This is a genomic window from Mucilaginibacter sp., assembly GCF_041660805.1.
Lineage (GTDB): Bacteria > Bacteroidota > Bacteroidia > Sphingobacteriales > Sphingobacteriaceae > Mucilaginibacter.
The window spans coordinates 22,065-37,856 of the sequence record NZ_JBAZVP010000001.1; the positions used below are offsets into that span (position 1 = coordinate 22,065).

The following is a 15,792-nucleotide window of genomic DNA, read 5'->3' on the forward strand; positions in this document are numbered from 1 at the left end:
ATTATTAATTCATGCTTTTAGTAGATCAATGTTAATCCTCCGCCTAAACCCATATCACTATCATAGTGACTGGATATGGAGAAGTTTTCGTTGATAATATAACGCAGTCCTGTACTATATTCTTTATCTGTATTACCAACCAAAGTCCACCTTAGGCGGCTCGTCAGGGGTATATCTTCACGCCCTAACTGAAATCTCAATTTCCCGTTGCCGTCTATGCGGGCATCGGCAACAAACAGGAATGGTAAGGTGTAAGCCAGACCCGCGACTACAGTATGGCGGTTATTCTTATTGCTTACCTGGCCAAACATATTTGTTTCCAGTTCATCTGTCTTCTTATAGTGATAGTCAAATCCGGCATAAGCATATAGCCATTGCATCCGGCCAAAGTAGCGCCCGAACATGGTTTCGCTTTCGTAGCCTTTGCTTTTGTTTAAACCCAGATGCCACATAGTCGAAAATTTCCACCTGGTGTTGGCTAATGATGCATTGCCATCGCTACCGTTGGATTCCAATCCTACCTCAGCAGCGGCATAAAATTTACGATCGTCCGCCGCGATCTTTTTAAACCCTGCAACCGGGTCAGGTACCTCGGGATTTGGTGGTGAATTTTCGTAACTAAAAATCCGGCCCATACCGCTCATCATATGGTAAAGGATATGGCAATGAAAAAACCAATCACCACTTTCCGTTGCACGGAATTCTATGGTATCTTTTTCCATGGGCATAATATCGAGCGTATTCTTCAATGGTGAATACTCGCCCTGCCCATTCAACACCCGAAAGTAGTGGCCGTGCAGGTGCATCGGATGGCGCATCATTGTATTATTGTATAAGACAATGCGCACGTTTTCCCCTTTTTTGATCAGGATCTTGTCTGTCTCAGATACGGTTTTGTTATTGATGGACCATACATAGCGGTTCATATTACCGGTCAGCTCAAAGTTCAATAGTTTTGTCGGGCCTGATGGCAACGTGGTCGGTCGAACAGATTTCAGCATGGTATATTTAAGCGTGACATGGGGCTCCCCGTCGTTCATTTCAGCATACATCACCATATTCATGTCCATTACCTGGTTGGTCATCTTCATGCCCGGCATTTCTTTCATGTTGCCCTTCATGTCCATCATGTCGTTCATCATTTGCATACCTTCAAAATATTTCAGCCTGGGTAACTTCTTCGCCGGCTTCTTTTCGCCGCTTCCCAGCCATAACGAGGTATACCTTGTCCGGTCTTCCGATGTGGCTAAAAACTCGTAGCTGCCATCCCTTGGGATAGTGACTTCAACATCATAGGTTTCGGCAACGCCAACAATCATACGGTCAACCGTAACGGGCTGCACATCCTCCCCATCATTGGCGACTACGCTGATCTTTCCACCAGCCCAGCCAAGCCAGAAATAGGTAGACGAACTGCCATTGATCACACGCAGCTTTACCCGGTCACCCGCTTTAAATTGTGGCGCAGCATCTTCGGCCTTTCCGTTACTGAAAAAACGGTCATAATAAACATCACTCACATCCATAGCGGTCATTCTTTTCCACTCGTTAGTCAGTTTTGTCTTCAAATGTCCGGTTTGGATAGCTTGCAGATAGTCCTGGGTGCTTCCTTTGCGAATAGCATACCAGTCTGTCGCGTTATGTAACCTGCGCTGCACCTGCTCAGGGTTTTCGTCAGTCCAGTCACTTAACATTAAAGTATATTCCTTAACCGGCGATGGCTTTCTTTCATTGATAATAAACGCGCCGTACAAGCCGCTTTGTTCCTGCGTCATGGTATGAGAGTGATACCAATAAGTACCATGCTGAACGAGCGGAAACTTAAATAAGTGCGTTTGCCCACCTTCAATCGGGGTGGTGGTTAAATAAGAAACGCCGTCATAACGGTTTGGCAGGATAAGTCCGTGCCAATGGATGGAGGTTTCCATCATCATTTCATTGTGTACATAAATTTCGGCGGTATCGCCCTCTGTGAAGGTTAACTGCGGAGCCGGTATAGTTCCGTTGATCGCCATAGCAGGCCGCTTTTTACCCGTATAATTTACCGTAGTATCGTTGATATACAAATGGTATATCTCCCTATGACCTTTTTTGGTAAAGAAAGGGAGATGTTTATTGCCTTCGGTGTTGCCCATACCCATTTTATGATCCTGGGAAAAAGCAGGAACCGCCAGCAGAATTGTGAAAACATATAAAATAAATTTTTTCATCATTTCTATTAAAAAGGGCCGCTATTACGGCGGCCCTGTGAACTTATTTTGCCGCCGGAAGCGTTTGGTTTACCCCACCGCAGGTAAGCATCTCATTACCGTAATAAGGATTTTTGATGGCTGCAGCTTCACTTAGCCAATAGCTTTTTTTCATCGGACAATAAGCCCAGTACACCGCCGCCGTATTCAATTTTAATGCCTTAACCAGGGCAAACATATTCTCAGATAAACTGGCAAAATGCTCACGCTGATGGGCGATATTGCTATTTTCAGCAATGTGGCGGGCATCGAACTGAAGCTTAGCAGTATATTTTGTCCAGTTTGTTTTGTCAGCAGCCGAAAGCTGGTCAGCCGGAAACGCAGTAATAGCAGCAAGAAGGTCCTTTGCTTGGGCGTTTGTAGCTGCAGCATTACCGCTGATGAGGGCATTTTTTACGCCATAATACGCACTAAGAACTTCATCTTTTGGCGCATTGTCTTGCGCACTAACTGAGGAAATAGAAAATATCGCGATCATCGCGCCTATTAGAATTTGGATCTTTTTCATTTGTCTTTAGAATTAATTGTATAAACAATGCGCTTCTGCCTTAGCAGAAGGTTATATTTTGAAACAGGGGCTGATTATCAATACAGATTCGGCCCTAGGGAATGACAGAAGAAATTATCAGATCCGAAAGGCGCAGTTACGCAGAAAGAGAGGCACAGCAATTTGGGGTGGCGGTGCTTGTTTGATAAACGGCTTAGCTGCCACCGTAATTATGGTGCTGCCGACAAAACGAAAGGGCTCACCAATCGGTAGACCTGTGCTCGTACCCAAACTGATATGGGTATAGCTCGGCGAACTGCTTTTGTCCGATTTAAGTAACTGATGCTGGTGGGTACAACACTCTTTAGCAGCTTTTTCTTTGCGCTCCATACCGCAGGTGTCGCACTTTTTTGTATGACCATGCCACAGGCTGACTTTGATCAAGTGCCCCATGCAATACTGGTAATGCAGGGTCGCCCCGGAAGAAACACCCAGGTATAGCACAGTTATAAAGGTGACGAACAGTTTTTTAATCACAATATAAATATCAGCAATAAATGCGAACGGCGTTTATATAATTCCGTTTTCCTTTTATAATTTAATGCTAAAATAGGCCGTTCGGGCATAGCGCCTAATGACGAAGATCATCTTTTTATATGCTGTTGATCAGTTAATTACAGGTTGTTTTCAAGTTGTTTTGTAAAAAAACAATCATGAAAAAGATCCACACCACTGTATTAGCTGTAGCGGCGCTGCTATTGCTGACCGTTACTACCGTATTCGCGCAAAAAGCGCCGGCAAAAGCCACTTCGACAATCATTCGTATCGACAAAAAAGGCGGTATACATGATCATGGAGGTACACTTCTCGGACATATCGGCAAGAACAATATCGTCAGGAATATTAAAGGGGAAACCATTTACTTTATTGACAAGGATGGTAACGTCATTGATGCCAAGGGAAATAAACTAGGAAAGGCAAAAAAGAACGGCTTTTACTTAAACAATAACGGCGAAACGATACTGACCGTAAAAGACAAAGGTGCAGAAGAGTGCGAGATATTGGATCCGCAGGGACATAATTTAGGAACAACGCATAAAAATTACAAATTACATGCCTGTGCAGCCCATTGCCTTTTTTTGAAAGAGAAAAACACACCCCGTCCCATAAATTAATTTAAAGGGTACGGAGGCGGCACCCTTTAAATTATAGGCCTCGCTGTCACTGTCCGGATAGCTTAACTGGCTGAGCATAATGCCGGTGACGCTTTTAAATTGTGCGAACTGTTACGCAAAAGATCTGGTCTGATCGCTATCGCCGGCATCGGGAATATGGAAGAACTTGCCGCTAAGGAGGCGAGCGTTAGCAAAGCGGCCGAAGCTATGAAGTTCTGTCGTTGAAAACAGATAGACTGTTAAGAGTAATATCGCGGTGACTTTTTTCAAAACTTTGTAAAGTTAGGAATAATATTTAATCGTTATTGATCTCAAATGAGGTGATTGTCAACGAACAATCATTTAAATCTGTAGGAACCAAACACACATTCACCTGCTGATCATCAACCTGCCGATTATAGGCGCGGCGTTGAGTGTATTTGTTTTGCCATGGAGAAAAATCAATTCTACTTTGTATAATCCCCCATTAGAGCGTAGAAGGTCACTTGCTTACCTATTAATAAAAATAAATATTGATTTCTTTTAAACTCCAGATTTTATTCAGCATTTAATGATAAAATTGATAGCGGTTGACCCAATGTTTAGTGTCGATAATCAATTTTTAAAAGAAACATTGACCGATTGTAATATTTTTCAAACTATGAATAGTCAATTCTCATGCATAAAGAAAATCATGTAACCGGCTCTGAAACTATACGAGATATAGTTATCGGAATGTCAGATGGTTTAACAGTCCCCTTTGCGCTTGCTGCAGGCCTAAGCGGAGCCATAAGTTCTTCTGGCATAGTTGTAACCGCGGGCATTGCAGAGATCGTGGCGGGTTCAATAGCGATGGGCCTGGGTGGCTTTTTAGCCGGGCGAACGGAATCTGACCATTATAATTCCGAATTAAAGCGGGAGTACGATGAGGTAGAACGTGTACCGGAGCAGGAAAAGGCAGAAGTAAAGGAAGTATTCGCGGCATTTGGACTGTCCGAAGCTTTGCAGCAGCAGGTTGCCGATGAGATGGCTAAAGACAATCATAAGTGGGTAGATTTCATGATGCGCTATGAATTAGGTCTGGAGGAACCTCAAGCTAACCGGGCCACTAAAAGTGCCGTTACCATTGGCTTGTCTTATATTGCGGGTGGTATTATACCACTGTCTCCTTATATTTTAGAAACTAATTCTCAAACAGCACTAGTTTATTCCTGTATCGTAACATTGATTAGCCTTTTTATATTCGGCTATTTTAAAAGCAGGCTTACCGGCCAGCCGGCTATAAGCGGTGCGTTTAAGGTTGTTGTAATAGGCGCTCTGGCTGCCGGTGCTGCATTTGTTATGGCCAAACTGATCAATGGGAAATGATCCTGGTTCATTTAATTGTTAAAAATTGTTAATTAATAAGGCATACCCCGAAATTCATATTAAATCCAGAATTGGCGTTTAAACTTGTATATCAAAACGCTTGTATTGCGAGAATACAATCTTTCGTTAGCGGCCTGCGATACAAGCCGGTCAGAGGCACATCATTACGGATATATTCTTAAAATTAAAACCATGAAACGAATACTTGCTATTATATTATTTGCTTTTGCAACGCCTGCAATCAATTGGTCAGGCGATTTTAACGAGGCGCAAAAAGAAGCACAAAAAACGCACAAACTGATTATTATAAACTTTTCGGGAAGCGACTGGTGCGGCCCTTGTATCCGTACACGAAAAGAGATACTGGAAACCAAAATATTTGAAGATTACGCTTCCGGTCACCTGGTGTTAGTAAGGGCCGATTTTCCCCGTCAAAAGAAAAATCAACTTCCTAAAGAACAGGTAAAAAGAAATGAAACTTTAGCGGATAGATACAATCCAGACGGCGAGTTTCCGCTAACCCTGCTGGTTGACGAAAATGGTAAAGTGTTAAAAAAATGGGAAGGCTTCCCTAATGTAACCCCACAGAAGTTTGTAGATCAAATTAATCAAACCGCAAATGCAAGCCATTGAAACCGTTCACAAGCGGGTGCTCAAATTGATGGGTAACCGGTTTGAGATAAGTGTAGTTGCCGATGACAAACACTGGGCGGAAAATAGAATCGATATAGCTATAGCTGAGATTCAGCGCATTGAGAAACAACTTACAACATTCAGTGACGATAGCCAAACCAACCGGATAAATGCTAATGCCGGTATTGCTCCTGTTAAAGTGGATCAGGACGTATTCGATCTTATAGCGCGCTCCCTAAAGATTTCTGAATTAACGCAGGGTGCTTTTGATATTACCTATGGTTCGATTGATAAGTGCCTGTGGAATTTCGACATGAATATGAAGGCTCTGCCTGATGCTGCGACAGCTCAAGCTTCTGTAAGATTGATCAATTACCAAAACGTAATATTGGATAACGAAAACACAACCGTTTTTTTAAAAGAACAAGGTATGCGTATAGGCTTCGGCGGTATTGGTAAAGGATATGCCGCAGATAAAGCCAAGGCTATTTTGCAGCAAAACGGGGTTAAAAGCGGTATTGTAAATGCTGCTGGCGACTTGGTTACCTGGGGATTACAACCCAGCGGCAAACCCTGGACGATAGCGATTGCCGACCCGGATCAGGCAGTAACACCATTTTCCACACTGAATATTAGCAATATGGCCATAGCCACATCCGGTAACTATGCAAAGTATGTAGTTATTGACGGAAAAAAATATTCACATACCATTGATCCCAAGACCGGTCTGCCGGTAAGCGGAATTAAAAGCGTTAGTATTATCAGTCCAAGCGCTGAATTCGCCGACGCCATGGCTACCCCTGTTACGGTCATGGGTGCCTATGTAGGGCTCAATTTGATCAACCAACTGCAAAATGTAGCCTGCGTAATCATTTCAGATGACAGCAAAGTTTATACATCAAAAAACATCAATATTAAATAACATGATAAAAGCCCCCCTACGTGTAATAACTCTCATTTGCGCATGCGCAATGTATAATCTTTCATCCTGTGTCTCTGTTAAACCATACCAAAAAAACCGACTCAATGACAGTGAAATGGACCTGACGGCGCGTAAATCGCAGAAGTTTGAACAAAGTTTTCAGCTCTATCGGGAAGGTGGGTCCGGTGCCAACGGTGGCAAAAGTGGTGGTGGTTGTGGATGTAATTAAATAAACACTTAAATGAGAAAAATATATTTAGGTGTATTGGCCATGTATATGGGCATATTGGCATCACACGCACAAACCAAACCGCAACCGGTTAAAGATTCCACTAATTATGAATCGCGAAAGCTGAAGATTGATGAGATCAATTTTGTATCGGCGTACTACCATCAAACCGGAAATAACTCAGCCGTAACGGGAGGCGTAGGGACAGAAAAGCTGACTGATTTTGCGAATACTTTCGACCTGCAAATGTCGAAATACAGCAAAACAGGTAAAAAGCACACGTTTAATTTTGAGTTAGGTGTTGATCATTATACATCGGCCTCATCAGACAAGATCGATCCTAACAGTGTTTCATCGGCGTCAAGCCAGGATACCCGTATTTACCCATCTTTTAACTGGACGGTTTCCAATGATAAAACTGGGAATGCCTTTGGTCTTACTGCATCCTATTCACGCGAATATGATTATCAATCATTCGGTGGGGGCATCAACATCACCCGTATGTCTAAAAATAAAAACACGCAGTTTGATTTTAAGGCACAGGTATTTTTAGACAAATGGAAAGTGATATTGCCGGTGGAACTTCGGCCCCCGGGCTATGGATCAGGTTCTGAACATGAAGACAATAGACCAGTAGATTATAAGGCGCGCAATTCGTTCAGTACATCCTTTTCACTTTCACAAGTGTTAACGCAGCGTTTACAAATGGCGCTGATTGTAGAACCATCCTACCAGCATGGCTTATTAGCCACCAAGTACCAGCGGGATTATTTTACGGATGGGTCTGTGCGGGTAGAAAACTTGCCTGATAACCGTTACAAACTCCCTATCGGGTTAAGATTTAATTACTTTTTAGATGACCACTTCGTTGTCCGCACCTTTTACAGGTATTACATGGATAATTGGGGCATAAGGGCACATACTGCCGAAGTGGAGATCCCTGTAAAATTAACCTCCTTTGTTTCGGTAAGTCCCTTTTACCGTTACAATACACAAATAGGTACCCGGTATTTCGCGCCATACGGTCAGCATGATCCGTCGGCACAATTTTACACCAGCGATCATGACCTGTCCAGCCTGCACAGCAATTTTGTTGGTGCTAATATCAGGTTGTCTCCGCCTACCGGCGTGTTTGGCAATGCACACTTTACATCGCTGGAATTACGTGCAGGGCATTATATGCGTTCAACCGGTTTAAACTCAAATATTGTTACGCTTGCGCTAAAATTTAAATAGCAAGCTAAAGTACTTTCTTATCCCGGTTTAAACCTGCAAAACAGTATCGGACGATTACCGACACTCAGGATTGTTCAATCTTTAGTAGGGTCTGGAGGGCTCCATAGTATGATGCGCAAAATGGGAAGTAAAATAGCCTTTAAAAGCATCCCCTTACTGTTTTGGAGCTTTTAAAGGCTATAGTAATGGTAACGCATATGTGTTCATACAACGATTTGCCGATACACTAGTTTACTGACTGGCTTACTTTAGCTTATCATTCAGTTCTTTTGCCATCATCAAATGATGCTGCAGAACGGGAACACCTTTGGTCGCAAAAGCTTTGATATCGGCATCTTTACCATTTTTTGCTTCCTTCGAAAATTCGCTGATATCTTCTTGATGATCTCCGACCATAAAACTGATATAGGCCTTGTCGAACTCAATACCTTTTTTACTGGTTATCTCATCGATATGCTTTTGGAATTCTTCACCCGTTTGTGCAGGTATGGTGATTTTTTTATCCGAAGCCAATTTGGTTAACAATTGCTTGTCTTTGCTGTGATCCTTAATCATCTTTTCCCCAAACATTTTCACACCCGGCGTTAACGCGTGTTTCGCAGCAAACTGGCCTAATTCGGTTTCCATAGTAACACCACTTGTGGCTTTCACCACAAATTTGCTGTCATCTTCAATTTTCTCAAGTGTTTTACTACTGTCTGCCTTCTCCTCATTAGTTTGCTCGGCAACTTTTTCACTATCTTTCCCACTGTTACTGTGACAGGCACTTAGCGATAGTAGCAAGGCGGGAATAAGAACTAAATGTTTTTTACTCATTATGATATGTTTTATTTAATTTCAGTTACAGAACATCCTCTAAAAGGTTAGCATCCCATTAGGGATGGTTATAAACATATTTATTGTTAGCAATATGTATTTTAACAATTAACCCGGCATCAACAAGTTTCTTAAGTCGGCCGTAAAACGAACTTATGCTCATCTTATAGCCTTTTTTCTTAAACTCCAGCCACAGAAATTCAGCATCCTTAGGTTCAGTTAACATCTCAATAAATACAACAATCAAGTCGTTGGTCTTATTGTATTCTAATTGTTTTGTAGTTAACCGAGACTTAGATGATCTGTATGTTTGTAACTGCCTTTCCATTAACTGTTAATTATGCCCACTGCCGCCATTGATCATATCAGAAACAATGCCGCTTCCTTGTTTGCGTTCCGCCAGTAAAACGCCAATAATATGCACCGAAATAAATGCCAGTATAAGATACATGCAAAAGCCATGAACTTCTTTAACTGAATGACGAATTGATTTGTATGCCGCAAGTGCATCTTCAAAGACAAGAAATAAACCTGTAAAAACCATTACAACAAGCAGGAAGTAAAACATTCCATAGATGATTTTTACAGTCAACTCGTGCCTGGCAACCTCCCTGTCCTTTTTAATAGTATTGAATTGATCATACGCACTTTTGATTTTTCGGAGAAATTTCTGATCAGCTAACTGAAAGAATTCCAGTATCAGCCTGAACGCCAGCAGGCCGGCTAGTGCATAACCAAAATAAATATGTATGCCCCACACACTATCGCTCAAAGCATGTGCTGCAGATCTTGCTTGGTCTTGAGCTATCGTTACTCCTGCTTTTTTCAATTCGTCCTTCATCAAAGCAGATGTAGCGTGGTCATCTGTAATAGTCGAGTTAATTAAGACTGTAGTAAGCGAGCCACTAATGACTAAAAGGTTAATCCAATGCCAGGCACGTAATGGCAAAGAGTACTTTTTATTATTTGACGGATGCTGAACATCACGGCGTGTTGGTTCTATTATTGCCATAGTGTAATGATTAATTTAAAGGTAAAGAGGAATACTGAAGTAATACTGGATGGGCGATAAAACAGCGATTTATATTAATAGCGGCATATATGAGGTAATACAGATTATATTCAGATTGTTTCTTTAAATAGCATGAAAGTAAACATTATGGGATTGGGTGGCCGGGTTGAACGATCAGAAGATTATGTTAAAAAGCTGCTCAAAGAGCGGCTACCTGATGATATGTTTTTTCATAATATAAAACATACAAAATTGGTTGTCAAAGCTGTCAGGGAAATCGGATTAGCATGTAATCTAAATAAAACAGAATCAGAAATTGTAATTGTCGCGGGCTGGTTTCATGATAGTGGTTATTGCTATACTTATGAAGGGCACGAGGAAAAAAGCAAGGCAATAGCGACCGCTTTTTTAAAGCAGTTAAATGCTGACGAAGACTTTATTCTCCATGTAACTTCCTGTATCGGGGCCACCCAAATGCCTCAGAAGCCAAATGATTTATTGCAGCAGATTATCTGTGATGCAGATATGTTCCATTTGTCTCTTGATCAGTATGTATCTTATGCTGAAAATCTAAGAAAGGAGTGGCATGCTAAAACAGGAAGATCTTATTCCGAAAGGGAGTGGATACTATCAAATGTCACGATGTTAAAAAAACACAGGTATTTTACGCATTATGGTCAAAACGTATTGCAAAAAAACAAACAAAAAAACATCGACCGCATGTTAACCAGCTTATAGATAGCATCATTAGTGCTTTATTAGTTGTAAATTAAGAGACTGTGAAAATATTAATTGTTGAAGATGAAAAGGGCCTTCGTGAAAACATGCTGACCTACCTTAGTGAGGAAAAAAATATATGCGAAAGTTGCACCAACCTTGCAGCTGCCATTTCCAAGCTTTCCCTATACAGCTATGACTTTGTGCTTTTAGATATTGGGCTACCGGATGGTGAAGGGTTTGAGGTGCTTCGCTATCTAAAAGATGAAATGAGAACAGAAGCGGTCATCATCATTTCAGCAAGAAACTCTTTAGATGACCGGATTAAAGGACTCAACATCGGCGCAGACGATTACCTTACAAAACCATTTCATTTGTCTGAATTAAAAGCCAGGATAGTTGCTGTTTTCCGGCGCAAATCCAGCAGTAGTAATAACAAGTTGATTTTTAATGAGATAAGCATCGACCTAATCGAAAGAATAGTAACGATAAACGGAACGGAAATCATTTTAACACGTAAAGAATTTGACATCCTTTTATATTTTGTTGCCAATAAAGGAAAAGTAATCGCTAAAACAGCCCTTGCTGAACATTTATGGGGAGACGAAATGGATATGCATGATAATTTCGATTTTATATATTCCCACATCAAAAATTTAAGGAAAAAAATCCTTGATGTTACTTCTAACGATTACTTAAAGTCCATTTACGGTATTGGCTACAAATTTACGGATAGATGAAGTTAGCATCACATTATAATAAGGTTACTATTGTGGTTACGCTCTCTGTTTTAATTGTCGGTGCCGTTATTTATTATTTCGCCATCAACCACATTGCCAGAACCTTGCTTGACGACCATCTATCGGAGGAGGTTTCGGAAGTGATTGGCTATGTTAACCTAAAAAAAGAATTACCCAAACAGGTTGATTTTGATGAAGATCAAACCACTTTTGCCTTACTTAAAGACCAGCACGTTCCAACAAGATTTTACGATACCCTATACAATAATCCAAAGCTTGCAGGAACAAGAGCAGGTCGTGCTGTGGAAGGCACGATGGCATTGAATGACCGGCTTTACCGGTTTAATATAATTATCTCAAAAGAAAGCACAGAGTACCTGTTACAGATAATAACCACCATCACTTTAGTATTGGTACTGGGTTTATTTTTAGTTCTGTTTCTGACGAACCGGTATTTACTTGGCGATCTTTGGAAACCATTTTATAGGATACTTGGCCAGCTAAAGGCATTTAACGTTTCTGAACCGGTAGAATTTAACCGTGTTGAAAGCAAAATTGATGAATTTGCCGAATTGGATGATGCCGTTTATCTGATGGCTAAACGTGTTAAAGGCGACTATCAAAATTTAAAACATTTCACAGATAATGCCTCCCATGAGATGCTTACGCCTTTAGCCGTAATTACATCGAAGCTAGATACCTTTATTCAAGATGAGACATTACGAAAGGAGCAATTTGATCAAATTCAGGACATTTATAGTGCTGCAGGTAAACTGTCCCGGCTTAACCAATCGCTGTTATTACTGGTGAAAATAGAAAACGATCTGATAACTGATACCGAAGAATCAGAGCTCCAGGAAGTTATTTTAGAAAAATTAAAACAATTTCAGGAGTTACTTTCCTCGAAGGAAATAACAGTGGAAACTGCTTTAACTGTTAAGAAGCTAAAAGTTAGTAAATACCTGATTGATATCTTATTAAATAATTTGATTAGTAATGCAATCAGGCATAATTATTCTAATGGGCATATTAAAATTATATTGACCGGTTCCCATCTTGTTTTCGAAAATACAGGGTCAGCAGTTACTTTGGATTCCACCGCAATTTTCAATCGTTTTCGAAAAGGATCAGGATCAGAAGGTACCGGTCTCGGTTTAGCGATTGTAAGAAATATTTGCAAAGTATACGAATGGACTCTCGATTATAAATTTGTCGATGGCTTTCACTCTTTTGAAATTCGATGGAATCAAACTGAAATCCCGCAAGTACTTCACTAAATATCCCACGAATGATAATCCGGCTCAGCAAAAAAACAATGGGTAATATCAACAAATCGTTTAAATAAAATCTGACGGAGATTCTCGTTTTCCGCTTCTATAGGCGCTAAGACCTAAACAATTGTTACCTTTGCGCTCTCCATAAACTGAATAATCATGAGTGAATTTGCCCCTTGTCCCGTCTGCCAATCCCCTTATACTTATGAATTGGAAGGCTTATTAGTTTGTCCTGAATGCGGACATGACTGGAAATCAACGGAAGAGCCCGCAATTGAAGAGGGCTTCCTGGTGAGAGACAGCAACGGCAATAAGCTTGAAAATGGCGATACGGTGATCACGATCAAAAACCTCCCTGTAAAAGGAAGTCCGCAATCCATCAAAGCCGGCACTAAGGTTAAAAACATCCGCCTGGTGGACAGCGACCACAACATCGACTGTAAGATCGATGGTTTTGGCGCAATGGCGCTCAAATCAGAATTCGTTAAAAAAGCTTGATCGGGACCTGATGATTTTACGGCGTGATGCGCTATCTACCTGTATTAACGTTTTGGTCGCAATTGAGAATATACGTGCAACTGGTTTGTTCGAAGATTATAATCAATATATAGCGATATCTTCACAAATGATTGCTGTTAATAAGCCGGGCGCTTATTATCTAAATTAAAAAACGAGATGCTCAGGCACTTAGGCGCAAAACGGACTCCGAAGCATAATCTTAAACTGGCAAGCCTTTTAGGATTAACTGCCGGACTTGTCAATGCAGAAGGATTTTTAGGGTTTTCGGTATTGATTACCAATGTTAAATTCCGAATACTAATGACCCAATGAATCGGATGTCGCAAATTTCGTACCATTTTCTAAAAATCTATTGCCCCTCTCACTGTATATTACGATGAACTTTCACTGAAATATACTGTCAAGGAATTAATGAATCCGCGGCTCAGCCGATGTAATAAATACTCGGTACGATCTTCATTTTTCATTGGTTTTAATCACACGTTCAATTATCTTCACGTTAAACAAATGTTTTAATTGTAATGCACCTAATTAACGAAGACGATCTGCGCAACGTAATATCCAACGCTCCGGTAGGTATTTGCATCCTGGACGCGGCAACTCAAATCATTGAAATCGTTAATCCCCGTTTTCTGAAGCTGATGGCCAGACCCGGTGAGAACCTGCTGGGAAAAAATTACGGAGAACGCTTTCCAAAACCGCAAGCAGACGAAGCCGCCATGAGCAAAGCACTCGGGGAGGGCCGCCCATATACTGTCCACCAAACGGAACATTTGCAGGCAGGCTATGAACAGAAAGAAGCGGTTTTGCTCAGCCTTCTATATTCACCGGTAAGGAACCGGGAAGGCAGGGTAACCCGTATAGCGGTATGGCTGCTGGAAAATGCCGTTCAGGCCGTTAATGAAGAATTGGCCGCAACGAACGAAGAACTGGCGGCCGCCAACGAGGAATATGCGGCCGTGAATGAAGAATTGGCCGCCACCAATGAAGAATTGCTGGACACCCAGGTCAGTCTCCGGCAAAGTGAGCAACTCTTTCGTTCCATTGCGCTGAACATTCCCGGCTCGTTGATCGTTGTGATCGACCGAAGCCACCGGTATATTGCCATTGAAGGGGACCTCATGGAAAAGATGGGTTTCGTTCAGCGGGATTATGAGGGCAAGCACCCTTCGGAGATTTCGCCCGAACGCTATGAATCCTTCAGGCATTTGTACGACAGGCTACTTGCCGGCGAGAAGTTCTCTGTGGAGCGCCGGACGGAAACAGAAGAGATTTACATCGTGCATTTCGTACCGCTCAAAAACGAAGCCGGTGAAACAACGCAGGGCCTGATCATCACCCTGGACATTACGGGCATCAAACAGGCGGAAGAAAAGAGCGCGAAACTGGCAGCGATTGTTGAGTCCTCTGATGATGCGATCGTGAGTAAAACACTGGAAAGTGTAATCACCAGCTGGAATGCATCGGCCGAACACATGTTCGGCTATACGGCCGGAGAAATGATCGGACAGACGATTTACAAAATTATCCCCCCAGATAGACAGGAAGAAGAGCCGGCGATACTGGCCCGTTTAAAAAAAGGCGAACGGGTACACCATTTTGAGACCAAACGGTTAACAAAAGGCGGACAACTGTTGGACGTCTCACTGACTATTTCCCCGGTTAAAGATAAAGAGGGCCGGATCATCGGTTTGTCTAAAATTGCGCGGGATATTACCGAAAAGAAGATGGAAGAGCAGCGGAAGAGCGATTTTATCGGCATGGTCAGCCATGAGCTTAAAACGCCGCTGACTTCCTTGTCGGCGATAATTCAAATGGCTCATATTAATCTACGGCATAGCGACGATCCTTTCCTGCCCGGGGCAATGGAAAAAGCAACCCGTTTGGTAAAAAAAATGGCCATTATGATCAACGGTTTTCTGAATGTTTCGCGGCTTGAAGCAGGCCAGCTGTTCATGGAAAAACAACCTTTTGAACTGGACGTACTGCTTCGGGAGATTATAGAGGAAAGCCGGCTAACAGCCAGTAACCATAATTTCACTCTGGAGGAATGCGACCGGATCACTGTTTACGCCGACCGGGATAAGGTCAGTTCCGTGATATCCAACCTCATTGGTAATGCCGTTAAATATTCGCAGAAAGGCAGGCGCGTTGATATCCACTGCCATGTGGAAGAGGAAATGGCGATTGTGAGTATAAGAGATGAGGGCCTGGGTATCAAACCGGAGGATACAGACCGGATATTCGACCGGTATTACCGGGCGAAGAGCGATCATACGCGGCATATCTCCGGTTTCGGTGTAGGCTTGTACCTTAGCTCGGAAATTATCAGGCGGCACCGCGGCAAAATATGGGTGGAAAGCAAAGAAGGCAAAGGCTCGACCTTTTATTTTTCATTACCGCTTGCAGGACGTTCTTCCGGTTAAAGATAAAGAT

The 15,792-nt window shown here is 42.0% G+C and carries 17 protein-coding genes; 11 read left to right on the forward strand and 6 right to left on the reverse strand.

Annotation, left to right across the window (positions count from 1 at the left end):
• Window positions 1-17: 17 nt before the first annotated feature.
• The 3 genes from WC743_RS00120 to WC743_RS00130 all read right to left on the reverse strand — a co-directional run bounded on the left by WC743_RS00120 (window position 18) and on the right by WC743_RS00130 (window position 3,273).
• A complete protein-coding gene (locus WC743_RS00120; protein ID WP_373009681.1) occupies window positions 18-2,213 on the reverse strand; it encodes a multicopper oxidase domain-containing protein in 2,196 nt (731 codons plus the stop codon).
• Window positions 2,214-2,253: 40 nt separating this feature from the next.
• Window positions 2,254-2,757: a DUF3347 domain-containing protein gene (locus tag WC743_RS00125; protein ID WP_373009682.1), complete on the reverse strand. Its 504-nt coding sequence runs from the start codon at window positions 2,755-2,757 to the stop codon at window positions 2,254-2,256.
• 117 nt (window positions 2,758-2,874) lie between these two features.
• Complete coding sequence (locus WC743_RS00130; protein ID WP_373009683.1) at window positions 2,875-3,273, reverse strand: hypothetical protein; 399 nt, start codon at window positions 3,271-3,273, stop codon at window positions 2,875-2,877.
• Window positions 3,274-3,449: 176 nt separating this feature from the next.
• On the opposite strand from WC743_RS00130, the gene WC743_RS00135 reads away from it, so the two are divergent.
• The 6 genes from WC743_RS00135 to WC743_RS00160 all read left to right on the forward strand — a co-directional run bounded on the left by WC743_RS00135 (window position 3,450) and on the right by WC743_RS00160 (window position 8,278).
• Window positions 3,450-3,911: a 5-fold beta-flower protein gene (locus tag WC743_RS00135; protein WP_373009684.1), complete on the forward strand. Its 462-nt coding sequence runs from the start codon at window positions 3,450-3,452 to the stop codon at window positions 3,909-3,911.
• 657 nt (window positions 3,912-4,568) lie between these two features.
• Window positions 4,569-5,258 (forward strand): VIT1/CCC1 transporter family protein, encoded by a 690-nt coding sequence (locus WC743_RS00140; protein WP_373009685.1) that lies wholly within the window; start codon window positions 4,569-4,571, stop codon window positions 5,256-5,258.
• 192 nt (window positions 5,259-5,450) lie between these two features.
• Entirely contained in the window at window positions 5,451-5,891 is a 441-nt protein-coding gene (locus WC743_RS00145; RefSeq protein ID WP_373009686.1) for a thioredoxin family protein, read from the forward strand.
• On the forward strand, window positions 5,878-6,813 hold the full coding sequence (locus tag WC743_RS00150) for an FAD:protein FMN transferase (protein ID WP_373009687.1): 936 nt from the start codon (window positions 5,878-5,880) through the stop codon (window positions 6,811-6,813). The genes WC743_RS00145 and WC743_RS00150 overlap by 14 nt, the downstream gene beginning before the upstream one ends.
• Before the next feature lie 49 nt (window positions 6,814-6,862).
• Window positions 6,863-7,042, forward strand: a complete 180-nt coding sequence (locus tag WC743_RS00155; RefSeq protein WP_373010269.1) for a DUF4266 domain-containing protein — start codon at window positions 6,863-6,865, stop codon at window positions 7,040-7,042.
• A 12-nt stretch (window positions 7,043-7,054) separates the two neighbouring features.
• Complete coding sequence (locus tag WC743_RS00160; RefSeq protein ID WP_373009688.1) at window positions 7,055-8,278, forward strand: DUF3570 domain-containing protein; 1,224 nt, start codon at window positions 7,055-7,057, stop codon at window positions 8,276-8,278.
• 243 nt (window positions 8,279-8,521) lie between these two features.
• Here WC743_RS00160 and WC743_RS00165 read toward each other — a convergent pair whose 3' ends face one another.
• Genes WC743_RS00165 through WC743_RS00175 form a run of 3 tightly spaced genes read right to left on the reverse strand, consistent with a single transcriptional unit; the run spans window position 8,522 to window position 10,106 of the window.
• Window positions 8,522-9,094, reverse strand: coding sequence for a DUF4142 domain-containing protein (locus WC743_RS00165; protein WP_373009689.1), 573 nt, complete (start codon window positions 9,092-9,094; stop codon window positions 8,522-8,524).
• Window positions 9,095-9,152: 58 nt separating this feature from the next.
• A complete protein-coding gene (locus WC743_RS00170; RefSeq protein ID WP_256539454.1) occupies window positions 9,153-9,422 on the reverse strand; it encodes a hypothetical protein in 270 nt (89 codons plus the stop codon).
• Between the two features lie 6 nt (window positions 9,423-9,428).
• The gene (locus WC743_RS00175; RefSeq protein ID WP_373009690.1) at window positions 9,429-10,106 is read right to left on the reverse strand and encodes a cytochrome b/b6 domain-containing protein; all 678 of its coding nucleotides are present in this window, start codon (window positions 10,104-10,106) and stop codon (window positions 9,429-9,431) included.
• 132 nt (window positions 10,107-10,238) lie between these two features.
• Between WC743_RS00175 and WC743_RS00180 the strand changes: the two genes are divergently transcribed.
• The 5 genes from WC743_RS00180 (at window position 10,239) to WC743_RS00200 (ending at window position 15,782) form a co-directional block, all read left to right on the forward strand.
• Window positions 10,239-10,844, forward strand: coding sequence for an HD domain-containing protein (locus tag WC743_RS00180; RefSeq protein WP_373009691.1), 606 nt, complete (start codon window positions 10,239-10,241; stop codon window positions 10,842-10,844).
• 41 nt (window positions 10,845-10,885) lie between these two features.
• Window positions 10,886-11,563, forward strand: a complete 678-nt coding sequence (locus tag WC743_RS00185; RefSeq protein WP_373009692.1) for a response regulator transcription factor — start codon at window positions 10,886-10,888, stop codon at window positions 11,561-11,563.
• Window positions 11,560-12,840, forward strand: a complete 1,281-nt coding sequence (locus tag WC743_RS00190; RefSeq protein ID WP_373009693.1) for a sensor histidine kinase — start codon at window positions 11,560-11,562, stop codon at window positions 12,838-12,840. Before WC743_RS00185 ends, WC743_RS00190 begins: the two co-directional genes overlap by 4 nt.
• A gap of 156 nt (window positions 12,841-12,996) precedes the next feature.
• Window positions 12,997-13,335 carry a zinc ribbon domain-containing protein YjdM gene (locus WC743_RS00195; RefSeq protein ID WP_256539459.1) on the forward strand — a complete coding sequence of 113 codons (339 nt, stop codon included), beginning with the start codon at window positions 12,997-12,999 and terminating at the stop codon, window positions 13,333-13,335.
• 542 nt (window positions 13,336-13,877) lie between these two features.
• Window positions 13,878-15,782, forward strand: coding sequence for a PAS domain S-box protein (locus WC743_RS00200; RefSeq protein ID WP_373009694.1), 1,905 nt, complete (start codon window positions 13,878-13,880; stop codon window positions 15,780-15,782).
• Window positions 15,783-15,792: the final 10 nt, after the last annotated feature.

What these genes read in the sequence shown, in the direction of transcription:
- WC743_RS00120 (WP_373009681.1), bottom strand. Translation starts at nt 2,213, where the DNA reads ATGATGAAAAAATTTATTTTATATGTTTTCACAATTCTGCTGGCGGTT.
- WC743_RS00125 (WP_373009682.1), bottom strand. Translation starts at nt 2,757, where the DNA reads ATGAAAAAGATCCAAATTCTAATAGGCGCGATGATCGCGATATTTTCT.
- WC743_RS00135 (WP_373009684.1), top strand. Translation starts at nt 3,450, where the DNA reads ATGAAAAAGATCCACACCACTGTATTAGCTGTAGCGGCGCTGCTATTG.
- WC743_RS00140 (WP_373009685.1), top strand. Translation starts at nt 4,569, where the DNA reads ATGCATAAAGAAAATCATGTAACCGGCTCTGAAACTATACGAGATATA.
- WC743_RS00145 (WP_373009686.1), top strand. Translation starts at nt 5,451, where the DNA reads ATGAAACGAATACTTGCTATTATATTATTTGCTTTTGCAACGCCTGCA.
- WC743_RS00150 (WP_373009687.1), top strand. Translation starts at nt 5,878, where the DNA reads ATGCAAGCCATTGAAACCGTTCACAAGCGGGTGCTCAAATTGATGGGT.
- WC743_RS00155 (WP_373010269.1), top strand. Translation starts at nt 6,863, where the DNA reads ATGTATAATCTTTCATCCTGTGTCTCTGTTAAACCATACCAAAAAAAC.
- WC743_RS00160 (WP_373009688.1), top strand. Translation starts at nt 7,055, where the DNA reads ATGAGAAAAATATATTTAGGTGTATTGGCCATGTATATGGGCATATTG.
- WC743_RS00165 (WP_373009689.1), bottom strand. Translation starts at nt 9,094, where the DNA reads ATGAGTAAAAAACATTTAGTTCTTATTCCCGCCTTGCTACTATCGCTA.
- WC743_RS00170 (WP_256539454.1), bottom strand. Translation starts at nt 9,422, where the DNA reads ATGGAAAGGCAGTTACAAACATACAGATCATCTAAGTCTCGGTTAACT.
- WC743_RS00175 (WP_373009690.1), bottom strand. Translation starts at nt 10,106, where the DNA reads ATGGCAATAATAGAACCAACACGCCGTGATGTTCAGCATCCGTCAAAT.
- WC743_RS00180 (WP_373009691.1), top strand. Translation starts at nt 10,239, where the DNA reads ATGAAAGTAAACATTATGGGATTGGGTGGCCGGGTTGAACGATCAGAA.
- WC743_RS00190 (WP_373009693.1), top strand. Translation starts at nt 11,560, where the DNA reads ATGAAGTTAGCATCACATTATAATAAGGTTACTATTGTGGTTACGCTC.
- WC743_RS00195 (WP_256539459.1), top strand. Translation starts at nt 12,997, where the DNA reads ATGAGTGAATTTGCCCCTTGTCCCGTCTGCCAATCCCCTTATACTTAT.
- WC743_RS00200 (WP_373009694.1), top strand. Translation starts at nt 13,878, where the DNA reads ATGCACCTAATTAACGAAGACGATCTGCGCAACGTAATATCCAACGCT.